Here is a 20597-nt window from a genome sequence, read left to right as displayed (position 1 = left end):
TTAATCATATTATTTTGCTGCCAGCTCAAGCATTTTATTAAGCGGCTTTAATGCACACTGTGCAAGTTCTTCATCAACGAATACCTCATTAGTATCATTTTCAAGAACATCTAACACCTTATCCAGCGTAACTTTTTTCATATTCACGCATACCTGGTCAGGCTTAACTGTATAAAGCTTCTTGTCTGGTGCCTTCTTTCTTATCTCATTGAACACACCATCAACTGTTCCGATAATATATTCATCTGCATCAGTATCAACAACATAATCAATAATTCCTGATGTGCTTCCAACATAATCTGCAAGTGCCAGTACATCTTCTGTACATTCAGGATGGGCTGCAAATCTAGCCTCTGGATGTAATTCTTTAGCCTTTAACACCATATCTTTAGTAATGACAACGTGTCTTGGGCAGCAGCCATTATTAAACATAAAATTCTTATCCGGGCATTGTTTCGCAACATAGCTTCCAAGATTTCTGTCTGGTATAAAAAATATATTTTTATTAGGAAGATTTTTAACAATCTTAACTGCATTAGATGATGTTACACATACATCTGAATATTTCTTTAATTCAGCAGTTGAATTAATATAACAGACAACCGCAAGGTCATCATACTTTTCTCTTAAAGCAAGTATCTCATCTTTGTCAGCCATATGTGCCATAGGACAGTCTGCATTCATATCCGGCATAAACACTCTTTTCTTAGGATTAAGGATTTTCGCACTTTCTCCCATAAATTCAACACCAGCAAATATAATTCTGTCCTGACTCACCTTAGTAGCCACCTTGCTTAAATAAAACGAGTCACCTATATAATCTGCAACGTCCTGAACATCTTCATCAACATAATAATGTGCAAGTATTACTGCGTTCTTCTCTTTCTTTAACTTTTCAATATCGCTTACGATAGACATATGTATTCCTCCAGAAATCGTTATAATTTCACAAAGTATACTACAAAACTTTACAGCTGACAAGACAGTTGTAAAGTTTTTCGGTAAATTTTGTAATATTCCAGTAAAACTGATAAAAGATATATGCTTATACACGATAAAAGCACTAAAAAAAGACGTAACAGCTATCCGCTGCTACGCCCTTTTATCTAAACTAAGTATTTACTTATTGAATGTTATAAAACCATAACTTTCAAGTGTCTTAAAATATTGTACAAGTCTTTTATACAAAGGCTCAGCTTTATCACCAAAATGCTCGTGCACAAGCTCAGATATATCATATATCGTTCTTGCACCATCTATATATGGCCATATGAAATTACCCATTTCATCAAGATGAATCTTTGATATTCTTGGCTTTCTGAATACAACCTGTGCTATTTTATTAAACACACCTTTATTCTCAACCATTATTGTTACTGCACCATTATCGTCTGTTTGAAAAGGATATTTATCCTCATTATGCATTGGCACATAATCAAGGTAATTAGCACTTTCTGCCTTTGCCTTCTTAGATTTTGTCTTCATATTCGTTCACACTCTACTTTTCTTTGCTCTTAGTCCATACTGCATTCTTTAATATTAAAAGAACCATAATAACCATTAACACAATAGAACCGATTGTTCCAAGTGAAATGCTTCCTGATAAATCAATTGGATCTGCAAGTCCAACTACTGCAAATATAGCAAGAAGAATACCTACAAGACCTTCACCAGCAATAAGTCCTGAGCAGAAAAGAATTCCACCACTTGCTTCGTTGTCCTTATCCTTATCTTTAGACTTCTTGTCAACAAAGTGACGGATAAGTCCACCAATCATAATTGTTGCTGAAAGCTCTAATGGAAGGTATAAACCAATTGCTACTGGAAGAACTGAAATACCAAGTATTTCAATTACTAATGCAATAAATACACCGATGAACACAAGTGCCCAAGGAAGATTTCCTTGCATAACACCTTCTACGATTGTCTTCATAAGAGTAGCCTGAGGAGCTGCAAGTTCTGTTGTACCAAAGCCCCATGCACTGTCAAGAAGAACAAGAACGCCACCGATTGTTAATGCTGCAATAACTGCACCTAAAAGTTCACCAATCTGCTGCTTCTTAGGTGTAGCACCAAGGATATAACCAGTCTTTAAATCCTGTGATGTATCACCAGCCATAGCTGCGATAATACAGATTACAGAACCGATACCGATAGCACCCTTCATACCATGAACACCTACATCACCTGTAACCTTAAGACATAATGTAGCAAATAAAAGTGTAGCAATAGCCATACCTGATACAGGGTTGTTACTGCTTCCTACAATACCAACCATACGAGAAGATACTGTTGCGAAGAAGAAACCAAATATTACTATAAGAATAGCGCCAAGAATTGTAACAGGAATATCTGGAATAAGCCAGATAGCAATTGTAACAACAACAATACCAATTGCAATAGCCTTCATATCAATATCCTGTTCTGTACGAAGCTTACCTGTGTTCTTATCACCTTTCATTCCCTTGATAGCATCTGAGAATGTTTTTACAATAAGTGGTAATGACTTAATAAGACTTATAATACCACCTGTTGCAACAGCACCAGCACCGATATATTTGATGTAATTACTCCAGATTGCACTTGCTCCCTTTGTTGCATATAAATCAGCAATAGAGATTGTACCTGGATAAAGTATTGTTGAACCACCAAATGTTACAATAGCCGGAATAAGTACGAACCAGCCTAATATACCACCAGCAAACATATATGATGCAATCTTAGGTCCACATATGTAACCTACACCAAGTAATGCCGGATATACTTCTGCTGAAAGTTCTGTCTTAAGCGACTTAATAGGTGCTGTAATAACACCAGGAATAACCTTAATTCCATCAGTAATGAACTTAAATAATGCTGCAAATCCCATACCTGCAAATACAGACTTGGCACTTGCTCCACCTTCTTCACCAGCAAGTAATACTTCAGCACAAGCTGTTCCTTCTGGATAAGGAAGTGTTCCGTGTTCTTTAACGATAAGTGCATTTCTAAGTGGAACCATAAAGAGAACACCAAGAATACCACCGCAAAGAGATATTAACATTATTGTAAGAAGTGATGGAGAATCCATAATTCCATCTTTAGCCCATAAGAATAATACAGGCAATGTAAAAATAGCACCTGCTGCTAATGATTCACCCGCAGAGCCAATTGTCTGAACCATATTGCTCTCAAGGATAGAATCTTTTTTCATGATGACACGTATAACACCCATAGAAATAACGGCTGCTGGGATTGATGCTGAAACAGTCATACCTACCCTTAAACCAAGGTAAGCATTAGCAGCACCGAATACTACAGCAAGAAGCATACCCATAATAACAGATGTTACTGTGAATTCTGGAGTAATCTTATCCGCAGGTATATACGGCTTAAACTGCTCGTCTTTCATAAAAAACCTCCTAAAAGTATAAAAATCATTGATGAATTATTGCCAGACGATATAATACAATAAATCATCAAAAAAAATAGAGATGACAACTTCAATGACAGCTGTCACCTCTTTTAATCTTTAGTATTTTATCACATTAAATTCAAAAAATAAAGTACCAATTATATACTCTTTAAATTTTTATTAAATATTCCAGAAAATGGAATAAACTAATTCCAGAAAATAATTAATTGCTCATTTTATATCGCAGATATCTTTTATCAAAAATACTTTTAATTAGTGGTGGAATAATCTCATTCCTGTAAAGCACATTGCAATGCCTCTCTTGTTGCAAGTTTCAATAACATTATCATCTCTAATTGAACCACCTGGCTGTGCAATATACTTAACACCGCTCTTATATGCTCTCTCAATATTATCGCCAAATGGGAAGAACGCATCTGAACCGAGTGCAACATTTGTGTTGCCATCAAGCCATGCTCTCTTTTCTTCCTTAGTAAACGCTTCTGGCTTCTCTGTAAATACTCTCTCCCATGCTCCATCTTCAAGAATATCCATATATTCATCACCAATGTAAAGATCAATTGCATTATCTCTGTCAGCTCTGCCTACACCTTCCTTAAATGGAAGTTCTAATACCTTAGGGTTCTGACGAAGATACCAGTTATCAGCCTTCTGTCCTGCAAGTCTTGTACAGTGAATTCTTGACTGCTGTCCAGCTCCGATACCGATTGCCTGTCCATTCTTTGCATAGCATACTGAGTTAGACTGTGTATACTTTAATGTAATAAGGGCAATTATTAAATCAATCTTTGCCTGCTTTGGAATTTCTTTATTCTCTGTAACAACATTTTCAAGAAGCTCTTCATTAATCTTGAATTCATTACGTCCCTGCTCAAATGTAACACCATATACCTGCTTTCTCTCAACTGGTGCTGGACGGTATGAAGGGTCAATCTTAATTATATTGTAATTACCCTTCTTCTTGCCCTTAAGTATCTCTAAAGCTTCATCTGTGAAACCAGGAGCGATAATACCATCTGATACTTCGTGCTGGATAAGCTTTGCTGTTGAAGCATCACACTCATCTGATAATGATATGAAATCACCAAATGATGACATTCTGTCTGCACCTCTTGCTCTTGCATAAGCACAGGCGAGTGGTGAAAGCTCTCCGATATTCTCATCTACCCAGTATATCTTCTTCTCTACTTCACTAAGAGGAAGTCCTACTGCCGCACCTGCTGGTGATACATGCTTAAATGAAGTTGCAGCTGGAAGTCCTGTTGCTTCCTTTAATTCCTTAACAAGCTGATAGCCATTGAATGCATCTAAGAAATTGATATAACCTGGTCTTCCGTTAAGGATTTCTACTGGAAGCCCGCTTCCGTCTTCCATAAATATTCTTGATGGCTTCTGATTAGGGTTGCAGCCATATTTTAACTGAAATTCGTTCATAACTATTCTCCATTCATTTATTAATTCCTATTATTAATTCTTAATTATTTATTATATTAATAGTTCTTAGTTAGTAGTTCTTATTATTTATTCTTATTGATAATTCTTGTTTCATATTCACCTGTCTTGATATCAATAAATCTTACAAAAAGTGATACTTTATTATCTTCATTAAGATTTTCCCATACCATATTAGTAAATGTATCAATATTGCCTTCTATTCTGACTAATACAGGTTCTCCCTCAAAGCTTGGAAGTGGTGAACCATCATTCATATATGTATGAATAAAATGTCCCTCTCCTGCAATTGGTGCATCATATGTAAATGTAAATCTGTCACACTGGTTAGGATTGCCGTTGTGGCTCTTTAATATTGACATTGCATAATCATATTCACCGTTATCGACTGTCATAAGACCTGATATTCTAGGAGTAAAGTTAGGAGCATCTGGTTCAAATTCCCTTGTTCTTAATGATTCTTCAAATGTCTTTCCTGTACTCATAAGGTCATATACCGTATCTGTCTGGTCACCATTAGTAACGATTGTCTTCTTTCCAAGAACACGTACTGGAGCATATATTATAAGGCTTGGATCTTCAAGCTTACTTGGGTCAAACGCCTCTGTTCTTATTCCTTCCTTGTCCTCAACGAATACTCTGTTACGGCTGTTAGCACTTCTTCCCATAATAAAATATGCTGTAACAGCCTTTGTTCCGTCTGCTGATCTTCCGATAACAATTCCTCTTCCCGGATAAGAACAACCCGATAATTCCTTTTCAAGTGTTGTAATCTGCATAATAATCCTCCATTTCTGTTTTTCATACAGTCTGTAAAAAATGTACAAAGCACATACCGCACTATGTGCAGTCGCCTTTGGCAAGCTACATCTTCGTGCAAGTGTGCATAATCGGCACAAAGTGCCTTTTGTATAATTTATACAAAAAAGCCGACCTTATCTGGGTAACCTTTTAAGGGGCTGCCCAGGCGGTCGGCTGATAATCATATATACTGTACTCCCTGTGGGTAATCCCACACATATTCCATAACTTTAACCAATTAAAAGTTCTGTATAATATGCTTTCCGCCAGTCGTACAGCTCATAGTTTTAAGATACACTAAGTTGCGGCATTTTTCAATATTATTTTAAATATAGTTTTTATACTATAACAATTAATATTATTATTACACTACAGATATTTTTAGTAGTTACCCAAAAGCTTGATTGACTTAGCTTCTTCCTGTATTCCTCTTAACGCATTCATAACGCGGGGATCATCAATATTACCCTCGAAATCCACAAAGAACTTATAATCCCACTGCTTATCTGCTGGTCTTGACTCGATTTTATACATATTAAGCCCATTATATATTATGTGGCTTAAAAGATTATAAAGTGTTCCTGCCTCATTGGCTGTCTCGAATACTATGCTTGTTTTGTTAGCATTTTTTAAGAAACGTCTTGCATTAGTTATTATTACAAATCTGGTTGTATTGTTAGATAAGTCAGCAATACCTGTTTCTAATACTTCAAGACCATATATCTGTGCAGCTTTCTTACTAGATATTGCAACGTGCGTGTGATCATTTTCTGATAATAGCATCTTAGCCGCCATAGCTGTATTAGCCTGATGAATTCTCTGCCAATCCTTGTGTGTATTAAGGAAATGGTCGCACTGCATAATTCCCTGTGGGTGCGAATATACAGTTGTAACCTTATTAATATCTGTTCCCTTAAGTCCTACAAGAACGTGATCTATATTAACAAATGTCTCAGCAATTATGTAGTTATCATATTCCTGTAATAAATCATATACACCTACAACACTTCCCGTTGTAGAATTCTCAATTGGAAGCACACCATAATCAGCTTCCTTATTCTTAACTGCTTCCATAACGTCTCTCCAGGTAGGAACACCATAATTATCACAGTCCTCCCCAAAGAAATTGCAGGCAGCTTCCTGTGTGTATGCACCCGGAACTCCCTGATATACAATCTTAACACCCTCTTTATTAATGCTTTCTATAGCCTCATAAGGTTCTCTTAAAGTCTGACCCATAGCTTCAAGAAGCTGATACTGTCCTTTTCTTGAATTAGCCATAATCTGTGAAAATAAGTCATCAATGGCATGGACATTAGCCTCATTTTTAACAAGCTTTGTAACAGCTTCAATCTTCGCACGTTCTCTCTGTGTATCAAGAACTTTCTTTCCTGTCTGGATTTTGTACTCTGCAACTTCCTTTGTAAGCTTCATTCTCTGTTCAAACAAATCGACAAGCTGTTTATCAATACCGTCAATCTGCTCTCTTATTACATTCAAATCTAACATTTTTCAACCTCGTAATCTTTATTGCTTTAAACCATTGATATTGTATCATATTTTTTGTAATATGTAAGTAAATAATTAACAACTATTAATAATACTGATTAATTATATAAAATACTACAGAATGGAGATTACAATATGAAAAAGACCATTACAATAATTATTGTTGTCTTAGTAATTGCAGCTGCTGGTGTTGGCGGATTTTTTTATTTTAAGAAGAACCAGACAGTACATAACAACGACAATGCTATTGGCAACACAGCAGGCAATCTTATCAATGGAGGGCTATTCTGCGAATATAATGACAAAATATATTTTGCCAACCCTGACGATTACAACAAATTATATGTTATGAATTCTGACTGTACGAACATTTCCAAAATAAATGATGACAGCGTTGCCTACCTTAACGTATGTGGCAATTACATATACTATGTAAAGAATAATTTTAATAAAAGTACTATCGGAATGGTATTCAGAGGCCAGCTTTTTGGTCTTTACAGATGTGATTTAGACGGAAGCCATTCAAAAATTTTATATAATGACCGTTCCGGTGCAGCAAGTCTTAGTGGTAACACTGTATTTTACCAGCATTATGATGACACAACAGCCCTTACATTTTATAAAGTAGACATTGATGGCAAGAATAATTCTATAATATCTGACACGCCTTATTCTCCAACAAGTATATATAATGGAAAGCTTTACTTCTCAGACCCTAACGGACGTCACCATATACTTTCTATGGATACTAAGACCTGTCAGATTGTTAATTACTACGACAGCAATTCTTACCTTACATTGATTGATAATAATTACGCTTATTATATAGACCTTGACAAACAGTATTCACTTGTAAGACTTAATATGTCAAATAAGACACTCGAGCTTTTATATGCACCTGAAAATGGCAAAGTAATTAACTACAACGTATATGGTAATAAAATATTCTTCCACGTTGAGGGCGGTGACAATGCCGGTCTTTACAGAATGAATGTTGACGGGACTCAGTTAGAATATGTAGCCGTTGGCGAAATATCAGGTATTCACTGTACTTCCAGGTATACCTTCTTCTCATATTATGAAGATCAGTCAACACTTTACAGAATACCTACAACTGCACCAATAACAACTATTGAAGAGATTTCAATTAATTAATTTATCTATTAAACAAGTAAATATAGAACAATTCCTACGATGCCAGAGCATAACATAACCCAAAGAGGATTAGACTTCCATTTTCTTAAGATAAAAATATCAATAGCAAAAATTATCAAAGCTACAACATCCAAAGATGTAAGATTATTAGGAAGCGTGCTTTGTCCATAAAACGCCATAATTAACAATGAAATACCTGCTGATGCAATCATTGCTATTACAGCCGGTCGTAGCCCTGAAAGAATGCCCTGTACCATATCGAGTCCACGATAACGATAATAAATGTAAGCAAGCACCATTACAATGACGCAGGATGGAAATACACAGCCAACAGTTGCAATAACAGCACCACAAAATCCAGCGACCTGAATTCCCACAAATGAAGCAGAGTTAATTGCTATTGGACCTGGTGTCATTTCAGCAATAGTTATAATATCAGTAAACTGTGTCATTGTAAGCCAATGGTGAATATCAATCACCTGATTTTGTATTATGGGCATAGCAGCATACCCACCACCAATACTTAACAATCCAATTTTAAAAAAGCTCCAGAACAATTCAAGATATATCATTGCTTATTACCTGCTTTCCGTTTCATATTTTTAATCCATATATCTAATGTTCCAATACAACCACAGACAAAAATAACTATAATGATATTTATAGATAAGTAACGTACAGCTATAAATGAAGCCAACATTATTATAATTGGTAGCAGTCGTTTTTTTTGAAATATACTCTTTGCCATATTTATTACAACATCGCAAATCACAGCAGCAACTCCGCAAAGCATCCCTCTCATTGCCATACTAACAATAACATTATTACGAAATGCCTGATAGAACATCGAAATTATTGAAATGATTATTAATGGGGGCAATACTGTTCCCAATACCGCAAGTATAGCTCCTGGAATGCCTGCTATATGATACCCCAACATAATTGAAGCATTTACTGCTATCGCACCTGGCGAAGCTTGTGCAATTGCTGTTAAATCCAGCATCTCTTCTTCCTCTATCCAGCCTAGTTCATCAACAAACTTTTTCCTCATTAAAGGAATTATTACAAATCCTCCTCCAAATGTACACGCACTTAATTCAAAAGTTGATAAAAACAATTTTCTATACTTATACCAGATGCTCATCTCTAGAATTCCATCCTTCCTATTTTTTAATACTATATCACTTGATTCCTAATAATTGAAATAATATAATCTTACATAAATAATAAGTAATTTGATATAAGGAGTTTATAATGACACTACGACATATGATAATTTTTCGTGCTGTATGTGAAAATGGATATAATTCTACAAAAGCTGCATCTGCTTTACATATAACACAGCCAGCTGTAAGCCTTGCCATCAAAGAAATAGAACAATATTATGGGGTACAGCTTTTTGACCGCATAGGGCGAAGACTCCAAATCACTAGTGCTGGACAACGTTTTCTTCAATATGCAATACACATATCCGATTTATTTTCAGATATGGAAACTGGATTTCGCGACTGGGATTCCAAAGGCATCATTCGCATAGGAGCAAGCATAACAATTGGCTCTCAATTTTTACCAAATTATGTAAAGTCTTTCTATGAAATATGTCCAGAAATAGATGTAAGAGTAACTATCGAACAATCTGAACGACTGGAGCAAAAAATACTTGCAAACGAGTTAGATTGTGCGTTAATTGAAGGTATATCGCATAATTCTAACATCGTATCTGAAGCCTATATGCAAGACTATTTAAGTGTTATTTGCGATACTAATAAAGGATGGAAAGATGGGCAGAATATACCCATAGAAGTATTTCAAAAGCAGCGTTTTCTATTACGTGAAAAAGGAAGCGGAACACGTGAAGTTTTTGATCGTGTTACTACACAAGCTGGCATTCATATTATTCCAGTATGGGAAGCTATGAGTACAACAGCACTAATCAACGCCACGATCAACGGACTAGGTATTTCTGTTTTACCAAATAGAATGATTATTCCATCATTAAAACAAGGATTAATTTCTACAGTAAAGGTACAGGATTTAATTTTCAGTAGAAATTTCTATATTATTTACCATAAAGATAAATTTTTGACTCCATCTATCAAACAGTTTATTAATCTGTGCAAAGAATATGTATAATAGTTATTCATTGCCATAGTACAATATAATATAAAAATAACAATAAGAGCCACAGTTTCATTTAAACTATGGCTCTCTTATTATTTTATATTTATTAATCAGGATATTCGCTTGTTATTCCGAAATATTCTTCTAATGAAATCCAATCACCATTATTATAAAGCTTCTCTGCTAATTCAGTTCCAACATATCTTAAATGCCATGATTCATACTGGTAACCTGTATAAGCATCCTTTCCCTTTGGAAATCTTATGCAGAAACCATATTTATAACAGTTATCATTAACCCATTTACCTTCACTTGTATACTGAAAGCTGTCTTCTATCGAATTCAAATCAAAGCATAGACCTGTCTGATGTTCTGAATTACCCGGTCTTGATGAATAAGTATCTGCCGCAGCTTTTCCATCGTTGGCTACATATCTATTGTAAAGACCCACCTGATAATCATATGAACGGTAACCACTCGCAATATAGATATTAAGTCCTTTTGCTGTCGCATCTGCCTGCATTTTTCTGAAAGCCGTCATTAAATCCTTGTCAAGGCTCTTATTACTTCTTGCCTCTGTTACAGGTACTTCTGGATTTTCTGGAATAAATGTACTTGGAAGTGCATATGTCTTATTGGCTATTAAGTAACCATCTATATATGTTGCTCCATTTCTGTTATCAATAGTAAATCCCTTAGATGTCTTAGTTACGCCATCTCCTGTTGATGACCCTTTTTTATCATCTGTCTGCTGGCTCTCTGTGCTCTTATCATCTGAACTATTAACATTTGAAGCATCAGATTTACTCGCTGTATCTGTGCTGTTATTAGATGAATTAATACTATCACCTGCCTTAGACTCTGTGTTATTACTGCTATCGCTTGTTGTAACTATTGTATTATCATTAGTATCCGTTGACTTTTTCCTGTTAGCATTTAATAACAATACTACTGCTACAATAATCACAACAACTACTACTGCTATACACGCGGCAATTGTAATTCTTTTTCTCATAATCCTCTGTTTTCTTGTTAATCTTTTCTTTCTCATATGTCCTCCTGTTATCATTATATTAATGGAGATGCAACTTTATAATCTGAATTCACAATAACATTTTTTAATGCTGTAACCTGCTCATTATCACACTCTTTTATTAAATTGACAAGACCCTTTGTTATAAGCCACGCACCATATTTATTAAAATGTGTATTCTCTGATACAGTGTCTTTCTTAGCAAGTTCATTAACAAAATCCTCTGGCCACTTGCCCTTATTGATACCCTTTTTGATAGATGTATACTTGTGAATATCAGCTTCGCCTATACTCTCAAAAAGCTTTACCGTATAACTAAATAAATCTATCACGGAAGTATGTGTTTCCTCTCCTATCTGCTTCATTGCCCTTATATAGCAGAAATTATCACCGCCGTGAAGTCCCGGACCATCTTTAATTGTTCCGTCCTTGTTAAATGCTGTTCTTGCCGGTGCTGTTACAAGCACTGGAACAGCATTATGTTCTCTTGCCATATCAATATACTGCTTTATGAACCATTTGAAGCTGCCCTTCTCACCATTAGGTGAATATGGATAATATGTATCATTAGGGTAAGTGTTATTAAATGCCTTAACGCTTGCAAGCACTGCTTCCTTATCAGCTATTGAGTCATCTTTCATTAAAGCATCTATATATTCTTCAGGAATATAATCTTTAGGCACTCTCTCGCCCGGTATAACCGGATATCTTCCGTCCTCATCAGGTATTCCAAGCTCTGTCATACGGTTAAACATAGTGCTGTAACCTTTAGAACTATCATCATTGTGGCAGAATTCTATCAAAAGGTAATCTCCTGCCTGTATACTTTCATCTATTTTATCAAATCTTCCTTCATTGAGAAATAACCTTGAACTTCTGCCTCCCTTGGCGCAATTAAATACTTTAGTATCAGGAGTTACATAATATTTAAGGTATTGTCCCCAACCTGCTATAAATTCTTCTTCTGTGTAATTCTGGACGATTGAATCGCCGGCTAAATAAATATTCATAATTCTGCCTTTCTTCCTCTTTGTAATTACTTTACACGACTTATACATCTGCTCGTTTGTTTTTAATTGAACTGACATATTTATTGCTTATCTTCATAGTTTCGCTGTGGACTTTCATAGATTTTGTCGCACGGACATTGTGTGAGGGCTTAATATTACCGCTGGGCACGCTTTCGCTACTTGAAACCGTAACGGACACATAAGCGGCTAAAATACAGCCGCTAAGTGCCGGCGGTTTCAAAAGTACCCAGCTTGCAATATTAAGCCCTCACACAACTGGTGTTCTATAAATTTGTGTCAGTTTTATATGTTTAAATGATAGCACATATCTGTTATTTTCACTATATATTTTCGACAGTAGTTTCTGTTACTGCTTTCGATTTTAGACATACCTATCTATACTAAATGGTTGTCACTAGCTATATCGTAATTATCTGTGTACTCCGCATTTTGCCTAAGCTCCACTAACATTTCATCAACTTCTAATTCCATAGTCCCAATCCCTTTCCTAACATATCCCCCGTATCTTTCCTCTCCACTCACAACGCTGCTCTTGACTACAACTATATTTAAGTATATCATAATAAAGTTACATAAGTTATATCAAATCTATTAAAAACCCCCAATTAAATCAGTCCTCCAGACCGATTTAACCCAAAAATCACCCACCAAAAAGGTCGATAAATACCATTTTATAAATAATAAAGGTCGATATAGCACCACCCACAAAGCTCATCGCCACAACTGTGCATATCTCACAATACCGCACCGCTACCTTTAATGATATCACCAAGGTTACCCCATCGCAACCAAGTGCCACTGTCAGATTGGTGTGGGCTGATATAAGCATAAGAAGACGATGGGGAGCCGCCGGTCCTTAGCTGGCAGTGCCAACTGGCAGCTTAGTACCGCTGCGAGCGACACTCAGTGCAAACGGGTCTTCGTTGCTTATATCAGCCCACCCCAATCGTCCATGTCTATAACATTGTTATTTATCCCCCTTTTAAAAATATTATGTAAAGAAAGGACCCTACTTATGCAAGATAAAACACAACAGATTTTCCGCGATGCTCCAGTACCTAAAGCCGTACTTACTAACGTAATTCCATCTATAATAAGTATGCTTATGGTTCTTGTATACAATCTTGCGGATACATTTTTTATTGGTCAGACTAAAGACCCACTTATGGTTGCCGCTGTTTCCATTGCTACACCAGCATTTATTATATTCATGGCTGTCGGTATGTTATTTGGAATTGGTGGTACTTCTATGATAAGCCGAATGCTTGGCGAAGGAAAACGTGATATGGCCAAACATATTTCAGCATTCTGTTTTTGGACAGGTGCAGCAATTGGCGTTATTGCTATGATAATTATGACAATATTTTCAGTTCCCGTATGCCGTCTTATCGGTGCAAGTGATGCTACAATAGGATACGCTTCACAATATCTTTCAATCGTTGCCATTGGAATACCATTTCTTATTGTAAGCAATTCCTTTAGTAATATCATTCGTTCTGAAGGTCACGCTACAGTCGCTATGACCGGAATGATTATCGGTAATATGATTAACATTGTACTTGACCCTGTTATGATTATTGGTTTTAAATGGTATGTTGCAGGTGCAGCTGTTGCCACAGTTCTTGGTAACATTTTCTCAACCGTATTTTATATTATCCACCTTACTTCCAAGCGGTCGATATTATCGATTAAACCTAAAGATTATTCCGCTAAAAAGATAATTACTCTCGGTGTGCTTTCAATCGGAATTCCAGCTTCACTTAACAGCATACTTATGAGCTTCTCCAATATTATGATCAATTCATTTATGGCAAAACATGGTGATTTACAACTTGCCGGTCTTGGTGTTGCTATGAAAGTTAATATGATTGCAGTTATGCTTCTTATTGGTGTTGGAACTGGTATCCAGCCTCTGCTCGGCTACTGTTTCGGTGCTGGAAATAGCAAGCGTTACCGCTCAGTTTTAAAATTCTCTTTATGTTTTGCAATATGCTTAAGTATTATAATGACACTCATATGTTATCTTGGTGCAGCTCCTCTTGCAAAAGCATTTCTTGATGATGAGGAAGCATTTGGATATGCATTTGCATTTTCAAGAATATACATAATGTCTGGGCCTGTGCTTGGAATACTATTCGTATTCATCAATGCAATACAGTCAATGGGTGCTGCGATACCATCGCTTATACTTTCAGTAAGCCGTCAGGGAATAATCTATTTTCCGATACTGATTACAACAAGCATTGTGAACAACACGCCTGTTAACCTTGCTATGACACAGCCTATAACTGACTATATTGCAACAGCTTTATCTATAGTATTATTCATAGTAGCTTATAAGAAATATTTTGTAGCTAAAGATGATACATCTGTGGCTGATTAATGTTATAGTAATACTATTAATTGACTAAATCAGACATAAATTTATATAATTAATACATAATTAATATAAAACCAATAGTCATAAAACGTAAGTGCTTACCATAAAACAGCAGGACTGCCATATATATGCCCCCTACTTAACAGTAAGGTGACATATACATAGCAGTCCTGCTTTATTAAGAATAGTATTCTAATTTCAATTAATTCATATTCTGAGATTATGCTGCTCTATTTCCAACACTCACCTCAAAAATATTAACTTTATATTACCCCTTCGAATCGTAAGATGTTCCATATAATAAATCTGACACATCAACACTTGAAGATGAAGAATTATAAAGACCTGACAGGCTTTTCTGTATGCTTAATGCTTCTGATACAATATTATTAACTGAACCTGATTGTTCTTTAATTCCCTTCATTAATTCAGACTCACTTCCTAACATCTTCTTTAATTCAGACATATCTGCACTCTTTAACTTATCAGTGTCAACTGAAAGCTTGCCATTATCATCAACAGTAATACCTACTGCCGCAAGTGCCTCCTTATTGTCTGTTACAAGCTTATCAAGCTTAGTCTTGTAAGTATTCTCAATTGTGCTTCCAACTGTATTAATGTTAGTAATAAGTGTATTATAAGCACTTACAAAATTATTAACAGTATCATATACCTTATCTTTAGAATAATCACTTGAATCTTCATTCCAGAGCGATTCGTTAGATAATGAACTTATTACACTGTTAAGATTAGATGCTGAAGATGCAACCTTCTCATACTGTGCATCCTTAGAAGAACTTGATGTATCATATCCAAGAACTTCTTTCATCTTCTGCTGATATCTTAAGTTGTTATTCTGGATAAGAACATCAATATAAGAATCTGCGGCACTCTTTGACTTGCCTGTTGAACTACTACTATTTAACATATCAAGAAGAGTAGTAGATTGTGTAGAAATATTCACTTTATCTTCCTTTCCGTGCAATCGCACCAGGATATATAATTCCCTCCGTGGATATCCATATTTTATATATCGGCACGCATAACAATATGTTTAGAAAATATTCCTAATTCCCATCGCGAATTATAATTATATCATTCAGCTTAAGCATAGTATCCTTCTGTGGAAGAATCGATAAATCATCTCTAAATATAAGATATATTGACACAAAATCTGTTTCTTCAATCTCCTCTACTGTCTTTCCTGCCTGTGTCTTATCAATCTTTATCTCTGCTATCTCTTTTATATCTGCATTTTTAATATCAGAAATGCTGCTTTTTCTCTGATACTATTCAACAAAACCTGCACTAATAATACCTGTTGGTATAGCCACCGCACCAACTCCAAGATAGGCTATGCATATCGCCATAATTCTTCCAACTTAAACCTTGCAGTTACTCCTTTACATTCAGGATAAAGCAGATCCGCCGTCCATATCCTAAGAATATATTCCACGCAGAATATAAATAAAGTTATATACTCAACCCATTTAAAAAATCCACCCATAAATGCAAGCTCATCAAAGGTCTGCAAAAATGTCACTATAATATTAGAAAATATTGTTATCGTTATAAATATATCAAAAGCCCTGCTTATGCGGTTGCTCTTATCCCCAATCTGAATTATGTTAAATATATTGTTCTTCATACAAATCCCGCCGCCTGTATTCATAATCAGTTCATACGCTTACAGTTTGACTGACTGATGATTATTAATTGCTGTTATCTGCTGTAACATTTGTTATATATTGTAACATATATTACATAATAAACACACAATAAAATACCGGTGCCAGCTATTAACTGACACCGGTATTAAAATTTATAAGGAGAAATGTATATTATTATGATGATGTGAATACCAGCCACTAGTCCTGTTATTCACATCACACAACAAGCGATTAGTTATTAGCAAATAATGCTGTTGATAAATATCTATCACCTGAGTCTGGGAGTAATGCAACGATATTCTTACCCTTGTTCTCTGGTCTTTGTGCAAGAATTGTAGCTGCCTTTAAAGCTGCACCTGAAGAAATACCAACAAGTACACCTTCACTTACTGCGAATGCTCTGCCTTCTGCAAATGCATCATCATTATCAATTGCAATTATTTCGTCATATATCTTTGTATCAAGAACTGTAGGAACAAATCCTGCACCGATACCCTGAATCTTATGAGCACCTGCTGTTCCCTTTGAAAGAACCGGACTTGTTGCTGGCTCAACTGCTACAATCTTAACATCTGGATTCTGTGACTTAAGGTATTCACCAACACCTGTAACTGTTCCGCCTGTACCAACACCAGCTACGAATATATCTACCTTACCATCAAGCTGTTCCCAGATTTCTGGACCTGTTGTAGCCTTGTGAGCTGCTGGGTTAGCCGGATTATCAAACTGTCCTAAGATGATAGAGCCTTCGATTTCCTTGTTAAGTTCTTCTGCCTTTGCAATAGCACCCTTCATACCCTTAGCACCTTCTGTAAGAACAAGTTCAGCACCATAAGCCTTTAAAAGATTCCTTCTTTCTACTGACATTGTATCTGGAAGTGTAAGAATTGCTCTATAGCCCTTAGCTGCTGCAACTGAGGCAATACCAATACCTGTATTACCACTTGTTGGCTCGATGATTGTTGCACCAGGCTTTAATAATCCCTTATCTTCTGCATCCTTAATCATTGCTAATGCAATTCTGTCCTTTACAGAACCTGCTGGGTTGAGATATTCAAGCTTACCAAATATGTTAGCCTCTATAACCCCTGCCTTCTTAGAATATCCATTAAGCTTAAGTAATGGTGTCTTTCCTACTAATTCTGCTGCACTCTCTACATAATTACTCATATTATTAATCCTCCTGAAAATGTTTTATTATTGTTTTCCTATAAACCTATATGTTTAATGTGTTTTATGATTGCATTATATCCTCTGATTAGTAATCTGTCAACCACTAATTTTTAAATTCTTATAATTTTTATTATGCCCCGTATTATCCTTCCATATATCCATAATAATTAAATTAAAAAGAAGCCTGTACCACAGCCAGTGTCATTAATTTAATAACATTGCCGTATTCCAGACTTCTATCTTATTATCTTTATATAACTTATTAATATATATCATATATATCAACCGAATTTCTTCGTTACATCTGCCTTCATTATCTTGTCAGCATATTCCACGCCATATTTTTTCACAACATACTTATAGCACTTTGATAACTGAGGTGTTCTTGACTTCAAATCGTGTGCATCAGATGCAATATAATCTACAATATGGTCTTTAAGAAGTGCCTTAGTACATCTCTGTACTGCCCAGCCATTATCGCCGGTAACTGAGTCTGCGTTAATCTGTATGTCAGCACCCATTCTCTTTAACTCATATATATAGTCCCAATCCTTAACCGTACACACATATCTTTCAACGTGTGCCACAATTGGGTGATAGCCAGCCATTATAACATCAAGTACAGCTCCTCTTACCTTGTCCTGCTCAACTCCTGAGGAGAACTCTATAAGAATTGTGTCAGTTCCGCACATTGTCTTTTCATCAAGCTTATCCAAATCGTCTAATATCTCTGACCTGAAATACACTTCCCTGCCAAGATACACTCCCATATCAGGAAATGTCTTAGCCGCCTCGTCAGCAAGTATCTCATAATGCTCTACTATCTTGCTGTAATGTGCCATACCCCTCTTAGGATGAAAATGTGGTGTCAATATGACATCTCTTATACCATCTTCATACGCCATTTGCAACATTTCCATACTTGTCTTTATATCCGGCGAACCATCATCAACTCCAAATAAAATATGATTATGTATATCTGTAAAACCTGTACATACAGGTTCTTCACTCATCTTTCTCATATAAAACCCGCTCACTTTCCAACCATACGTTCTTATATTTTATTATATAAAATATACATATCATCTGTCAATCAAACTATTACAAAGCTTATATAAACTTTATAATTACCAGTTCTTACATTCACGAAGCCCTATATTTACAACGCTTTATACTTGGATATTTCTTCAAGATACTGCTGCCCTATCGTACTTAACGCAATTCCCTTTCTTGAAATATAACCAATATCCATAACTTCCTTAGCATCAAGCTTTACTGCACAATATTCATCACCATTAAGCTCCTCACATATAATTCCTGAACACAGCGTATATCCATTAAGTCCAACCATAAGATTAAGCATAGTTGCCCTGTCATTAGCCTTAATAAGCTGCTTATATTCATATGTGCTTAATACTTCTTCTGCATAATAAAATGAATTATAATCCCCCTGGTCAAATGAAAGACACGGATAATCTTTTAACTCCTCAAGCTTAATAAGCTTTTTACCAGCAAGCGGGTGTCCCTTGTACATATATACATATATTTCACATTCTAACAATTTATGGAACTCAAGATAATTATCATTGAAGATTTTCTCAAGCACATTTTTATTAAAGCTGTTAATGTACAGTATGCCAATTTCACTTTTGCCATTCTTCACATCTTCTATAACCTCATATGTCTTGGTTTCGTGTACAGCAAACTCATATTCGTCCATACCATACTGCTTAACCATATGCACAAAAGCATTAACCGCAAAAGAATAATGCTGCATTGACACACTGAATCTTTTCTTGACTTCTGATTTAGTAATGTATCTTGCATCTAAAAGCTCATACTGCTCCATAACCTGTCTTGCATAACCGATAAATTCCTTGCCCTCAGGTGTTACTGCAATACCATTCTGTGAACGTCTGAATATTTGTACTCCAATCTCCTCCTCTAAGGAATGTATTGAAGTTGAAAGACTTGGCTGTGATATAAAAAGCTTCTTGGCTGCTTCATTAAAAGACTCTGACTCTGCAACAATTATCGCATATTTTAACTGGTTTAATGTCATACCTTAATCTCCATATTATGCTATTCCTTTTATGCCATTTTCTGAAGGAAGGCTTTAGTTCTTTCACTCTTAGGGTTATCTATAACGTCTTGCGGCTTACCCTCTTCGACTATTACGCCACCATCCATAAATATAACTCTGTCAGCTACATTTCTGGCAAAATCTATCTCGTGTGTAACTATAACCATTGTCATCTTTTCATTGGCAAGTTCTCTTAAAAGCTTAAGAATTCCTGCTGTTATCTCTGGGTCAAGTGCAGATGTTGGCTCATCAAAGAACAGCATCTTTGGATTCATAGCAAGTGCCCTCGCAATAGCAACTCTCTGCTGTTGTCCGCCTGATAACTGGCCTGGGTAGCTGTCTTCTTTATTCTCAAGTCCAACCTTCTTTAAAAGCTCGCGTGCCTCGGCAGTCACCTCAGCTTTATCACGTTTCTGCACATTAATTGGTGCATCAATTACATTTTTAAGAACTGAAAAATGTGGGAAAAGGTTGAAATTCTGGAATACAAGTCCAAAATTATTTCTTATGCTGTGTAACTTCTTCTTGTCTACGTACTGTGCTGCACCTGACTCATTAAGCGTTGCACTCTCACCACAATATGACAATGTTCCCTCATCCATATTCTCTAGAAGAGTTGCACATCTTAAAAATGTTGATTTACCAGAACCTGATGGTCCGATTATTGCAACAACCTCTCCCTCATTAACTTCTATTGATATATCCTTTAACACTTCAAGACTTCCAAATGTCTTTTTTACATGTTTCATTTCAAGTAAACTTGTACTGCTCATA

Annotated in this window: 21 protein-coding genes and 1 riboswitch; of the genes, 3 read left to right on the top strand and 18 right to left on the bottom strand. The window is 35.8% G+C overall.

Annotated features, from left to right (window positions below; translation table 11 throughout):
• Nucleotides 1–9: 9 nt before the first annotated feature.
• The 6 genes from nadA to pheA form a co-directional block, all read right to left on the bottom strand.
• A complete protein-coding gene (gene nadA / locus WMO42_RS00955) occupies nucleotides 10–918 on the bottom strand; it encodes a quinolinate synthase NadA (RefSeq protein ID WP_349191343.1) in 909 nt (302 codons plus the stop codon).
• Between the two features lie 201 nt (nucleotides 919–1119).
• The gene (locus WMO42_RS00950) at nucleotides 1120–1485 is read right to left on the bottom strand and encodes a PqqD family protein (RefSeq protein WP_022502891.1); all 366 of its coding nucleotides are present in this window, start codon (nucleotides 1483–1485) and stop codon (nucleotides 1120–1122) included.
• 13 nt (nucleotides 1486–1498) lie between these two features.
• A complete protein-coding gene (locus WMO42_RS00945) occupies nucleotides 1499–3391 on the bottom strand; it encodes an oligopeptide transporter, OPT family (RefSeq protein ID WP_349191341.1) in 1893 nt (630 codons plus the stop codon).
• Nucleotides 3392–3667: 276 nt separating this feature from the next.
• Nucleotides 3668–4849 (bottom strand): phosphoribosylaminoimidazolecarboxamide formyltransferase, encoded by a 1182-nt coding sequence (locus WMO42_RS00940; RefSeq protein ID WP_349191339.1) that lies wholly within the window; start codon nucleotides 4847–4849, stop codon nucleotides 3668–3670.
• A gap of 83 nt (nucleotides 4850–4932) precedes the next feature.
• Complete coding sequence (locus WMO42_RS00935; RefSeq protein ID WP_022502894.1) at nucleotides 4933–5646, bottom strand: IMP cyclohydrolase; 714 nt, start codon at nucleotides 5644–5646, stop codon at nucleotides 4933–4935.
• A 175-nt stretch (nucleotides 5647–5821) separates the two neighbouring features.
• Nucleotides 5822–5952: riboswitch (ZMP/ZTP riboswitch) on the bottom strand.
• 97 nt (nucleotides 5953–6049) lie between these two features.
• The gene (gene pheA / locus WMO42_RS00930) at nucleotides 6050–7177 is read right to left on the bottom strand and encodes a prephenate dehydratase (RefSeq protein ID WP_022502895.1); all 1128 of its coding nucleotides are present in this window, start codon (nucleotides 7175–7177) and stop codon (nucleotides 6050–6052) included.
• Between the two features lie 135 nt (nucleotides 7178–7312).
• Between pheA and WMO42_RS00925 the strand changes: the two genes are divergently transcribed.
• Nucleotides 7313–8332 (top strand): DUF5050 domain-containing protein, encoded by a 1020-nt coding sequence (locus WMO42_RS00925; protein WP_022502896.1) that lies wholly within the window; start codon nucleotides 7313–7315, stop codon nucleotides 8330–8332.
• 8 nt (nucleotides 8333–8340) lie between these two features.
• Here the strand turns inward: WMO42_RS00925 and WMO42_RS00920 are convergent, their stop codons facing one another.
• Both WMO42_RS00920 and WMO42_RS00915 read right to left on the bottom strand, forming a co-directional pair.
• The gene (locus WMO42_RS00920; protein ID WP_349191336.1) at nucleotides 8341–8904 is read right to left on the bottom strand and encodes a chromate transporter; all 564 of its coding nucleotides are present in this window, start codon (nucleotides 8902–8904) and stop codon (nucleotides 8341–8343) included.
• The gene (locus WMO42_RS00915) at nucleotides 8901–9476 is read right to left on the bottom strand and encodes a chromate transporter (protein WP_349191335.1); all 576 of its coding nucleotides are present in this window, start codon (nucleotides 9474–9476) and stop codon (nucleotides 8901–8903) included. Before WMO42_RS00915 ends, WMO42_RS00920 begins: the two co-directional genes overlap by 4 nt.
• A 110-nt stretch (nucleotides 9477–9586) precedes the next feature.
• Here WMO42_RS00915 and WMO42_RS00910 point away from each other — a divergent pair, with 110 nt between their 5' ends.
• On the top strand, nucleotides 9587–10465 hold the full coding sequence (locus WMO42_RS00910) for a LysR family transcriptional regulator (RefSeq protein WP_349191333.1): 879 nt from the start codon (nucleotides 9587–9589) through the stop codon (nucleotides 10463–10465).
• Nucleotides 10466–10559: 94 nt separating this feature from the next.
• Here WMO42_RS00910 and WMO42_RS00905 read toward each other — a convergent pair whose 3' ends face one another.
• From WMO42_RS00905 to WMO42_RS00895, 3 genes are all read right to left on the bottom strand, one after another.
• Nucleotides 10560–11504, bottom strand: a complete 945-nt coding sequence (locus WMO42_RS00905; protein ID WP_022502900.1) for a M15 family metallopeptidase — start codon at nucleotides 11502–11504, stop codon at nucleotides 10560–10562.
• A gap of 17 nt (nucleotides 11505–11521) precedes the next feature.
• Entirely contained in the window at nucleotides 11522–12496 is a 975-nt protein-coding gene (locus tag WMO42_RS00900; protein WP_349191331.1) for a hypothetical protein, read from the bottom strand.
• Between the two features lie 396 nt (nucleotides 12497–12892).
• The gene (locus WMO42_RS00895) at nucleotides 12893–13039 is read right to left on the bottom strand and encodes a hypothetical protein (protein WP_156331050.1); all 147 of its coding nucleotides are present in this window, start codon (nucleotides 13037–13039) and stop codon (nucleotides 12893–12895) included.
• A 493-nt stretch (nucleotides 13040–13532) separates the two neighbouring features.
• Here WMO42_RS00895 and WMO42_RS00890 point away from each other — a divergent pair, with 493 nt between their 5' ends.
• On the top strand, nucleotides 13533–14900 hold the full coding sequence (locus WMO42_RS00890; protein ID WP_055175553.1) for an MATE family efflux transporter: 1368 nt from the start codon (nucleotides 13533–13535) through the stop codon (nucleotides 14898–14900).
• Between the two features lie 265 nt (nucleotides 14901–15165).
• Here WMO42_RS00890 and WMO42_RS00885 read toward each other — a convergent pair whose 3' ends face one another.
• The 7 genes from WMO42_RS00885 to WMO42_RS00855 form a co-directional block, all read right to left on the bottom strand.
• Nucleotides 15166–15861, bottom strand: a complete 696-nt coding sequence (locus WMO42_RS00885) for a hypothetical protein (RefSeq protein WP_022502903.1) — start codon at nucleotides 15859–15861, stop codon at nucleotides 15166–15168.
• Between the two features lie 103 nt (nucleotides 15862–15964).
• Nucleotides 15965–16084, bottom strand: coding sequence for a hypothetical protein (locus tag WMO42_RS00880; RefSeq protein WP_349191425.1), 120 nt, complete (start codon nucleotides 16082–16084; stop codon nucleotides 15965–15967).
• A 167-nt stretch (nucleotides 16085–16251) separates the two neighbouring features.
• Nucleotides 16252–16545, bottom strand: coding sequence for an ion transporter (locus tag WMO42_RS00875; protein WP_055175558.1), 294 nt, complete (start codon nucleotides 16543–16545; stop codon nucleotides 16252–16254).
• Between the two features lie 253 nt (nucleotides 16546–16798).
• A complete protein-coding gene (cysK, locus tag WMO42_RS00870) occupies nucleotides 16799–17737 on the bottom strand; it encodes a cysteine synthase A (RefSeq protein ID WP_349191328.1) in 939 nt (312 codons plus the stop codon).
• A gap of 284 nt (nucleotides 17738–18021) precedes the next feature.
• Nucleotides 18022–18762 (bottom strand): CpsB/CapC family capsule biosynthesis tyrosine phosphatase, encoded by a 741-nt coding sequence (locus WMO42_RS00865; RefSeq protein WP_349153925.1) that lies wholly within the window; start codon nucleotides 18760–18762, stop codon nucleotides 18022–18024.
• A 137-nt stretch (nucleotides 18763–18899) separates the two neighbouring features.
• Nucleotides 18900–19802 (bottom strand): LysR family transcriptional regulator, encoded by a 903-nt coding sequence (locus tag WMO42_RS00860; RefSeq protein ID WP_349191326.1) that lies wholly within the window; start codon nucleotides 19800–19802, stop codon nucleotides 18900–18902.
• 29 nt (nucleotides 19803–19831) lie between these two features.
• The gene (locus tag WMO42_RS00855; protein ID WP_090139467.1) at nucleotides 19832–20596 is read right to left on the bottom strand and encodes an amino acid ABC transporter ATP-binding protein; all 765 of its coding nucleotides are present in this window, start codon (nucleotides 20594–20596) and stop codon (nucleotides 19832–19834) included.
• Nucleotide 20597 lies beyond the last annotated feature (1 nt).

Source organism: Lachnospira sp. CLA-JM-H23 (assembly GCF_040096425.1).
GTDB lineage: Bacteria > Bacillota > Clostridia > Lachnospirales > Lachnospiraceae > Lachnospira > Lachnospira rogosae.
This window is presented reverse-complemented; position numbering and strand designations above follow the sequence as displayed.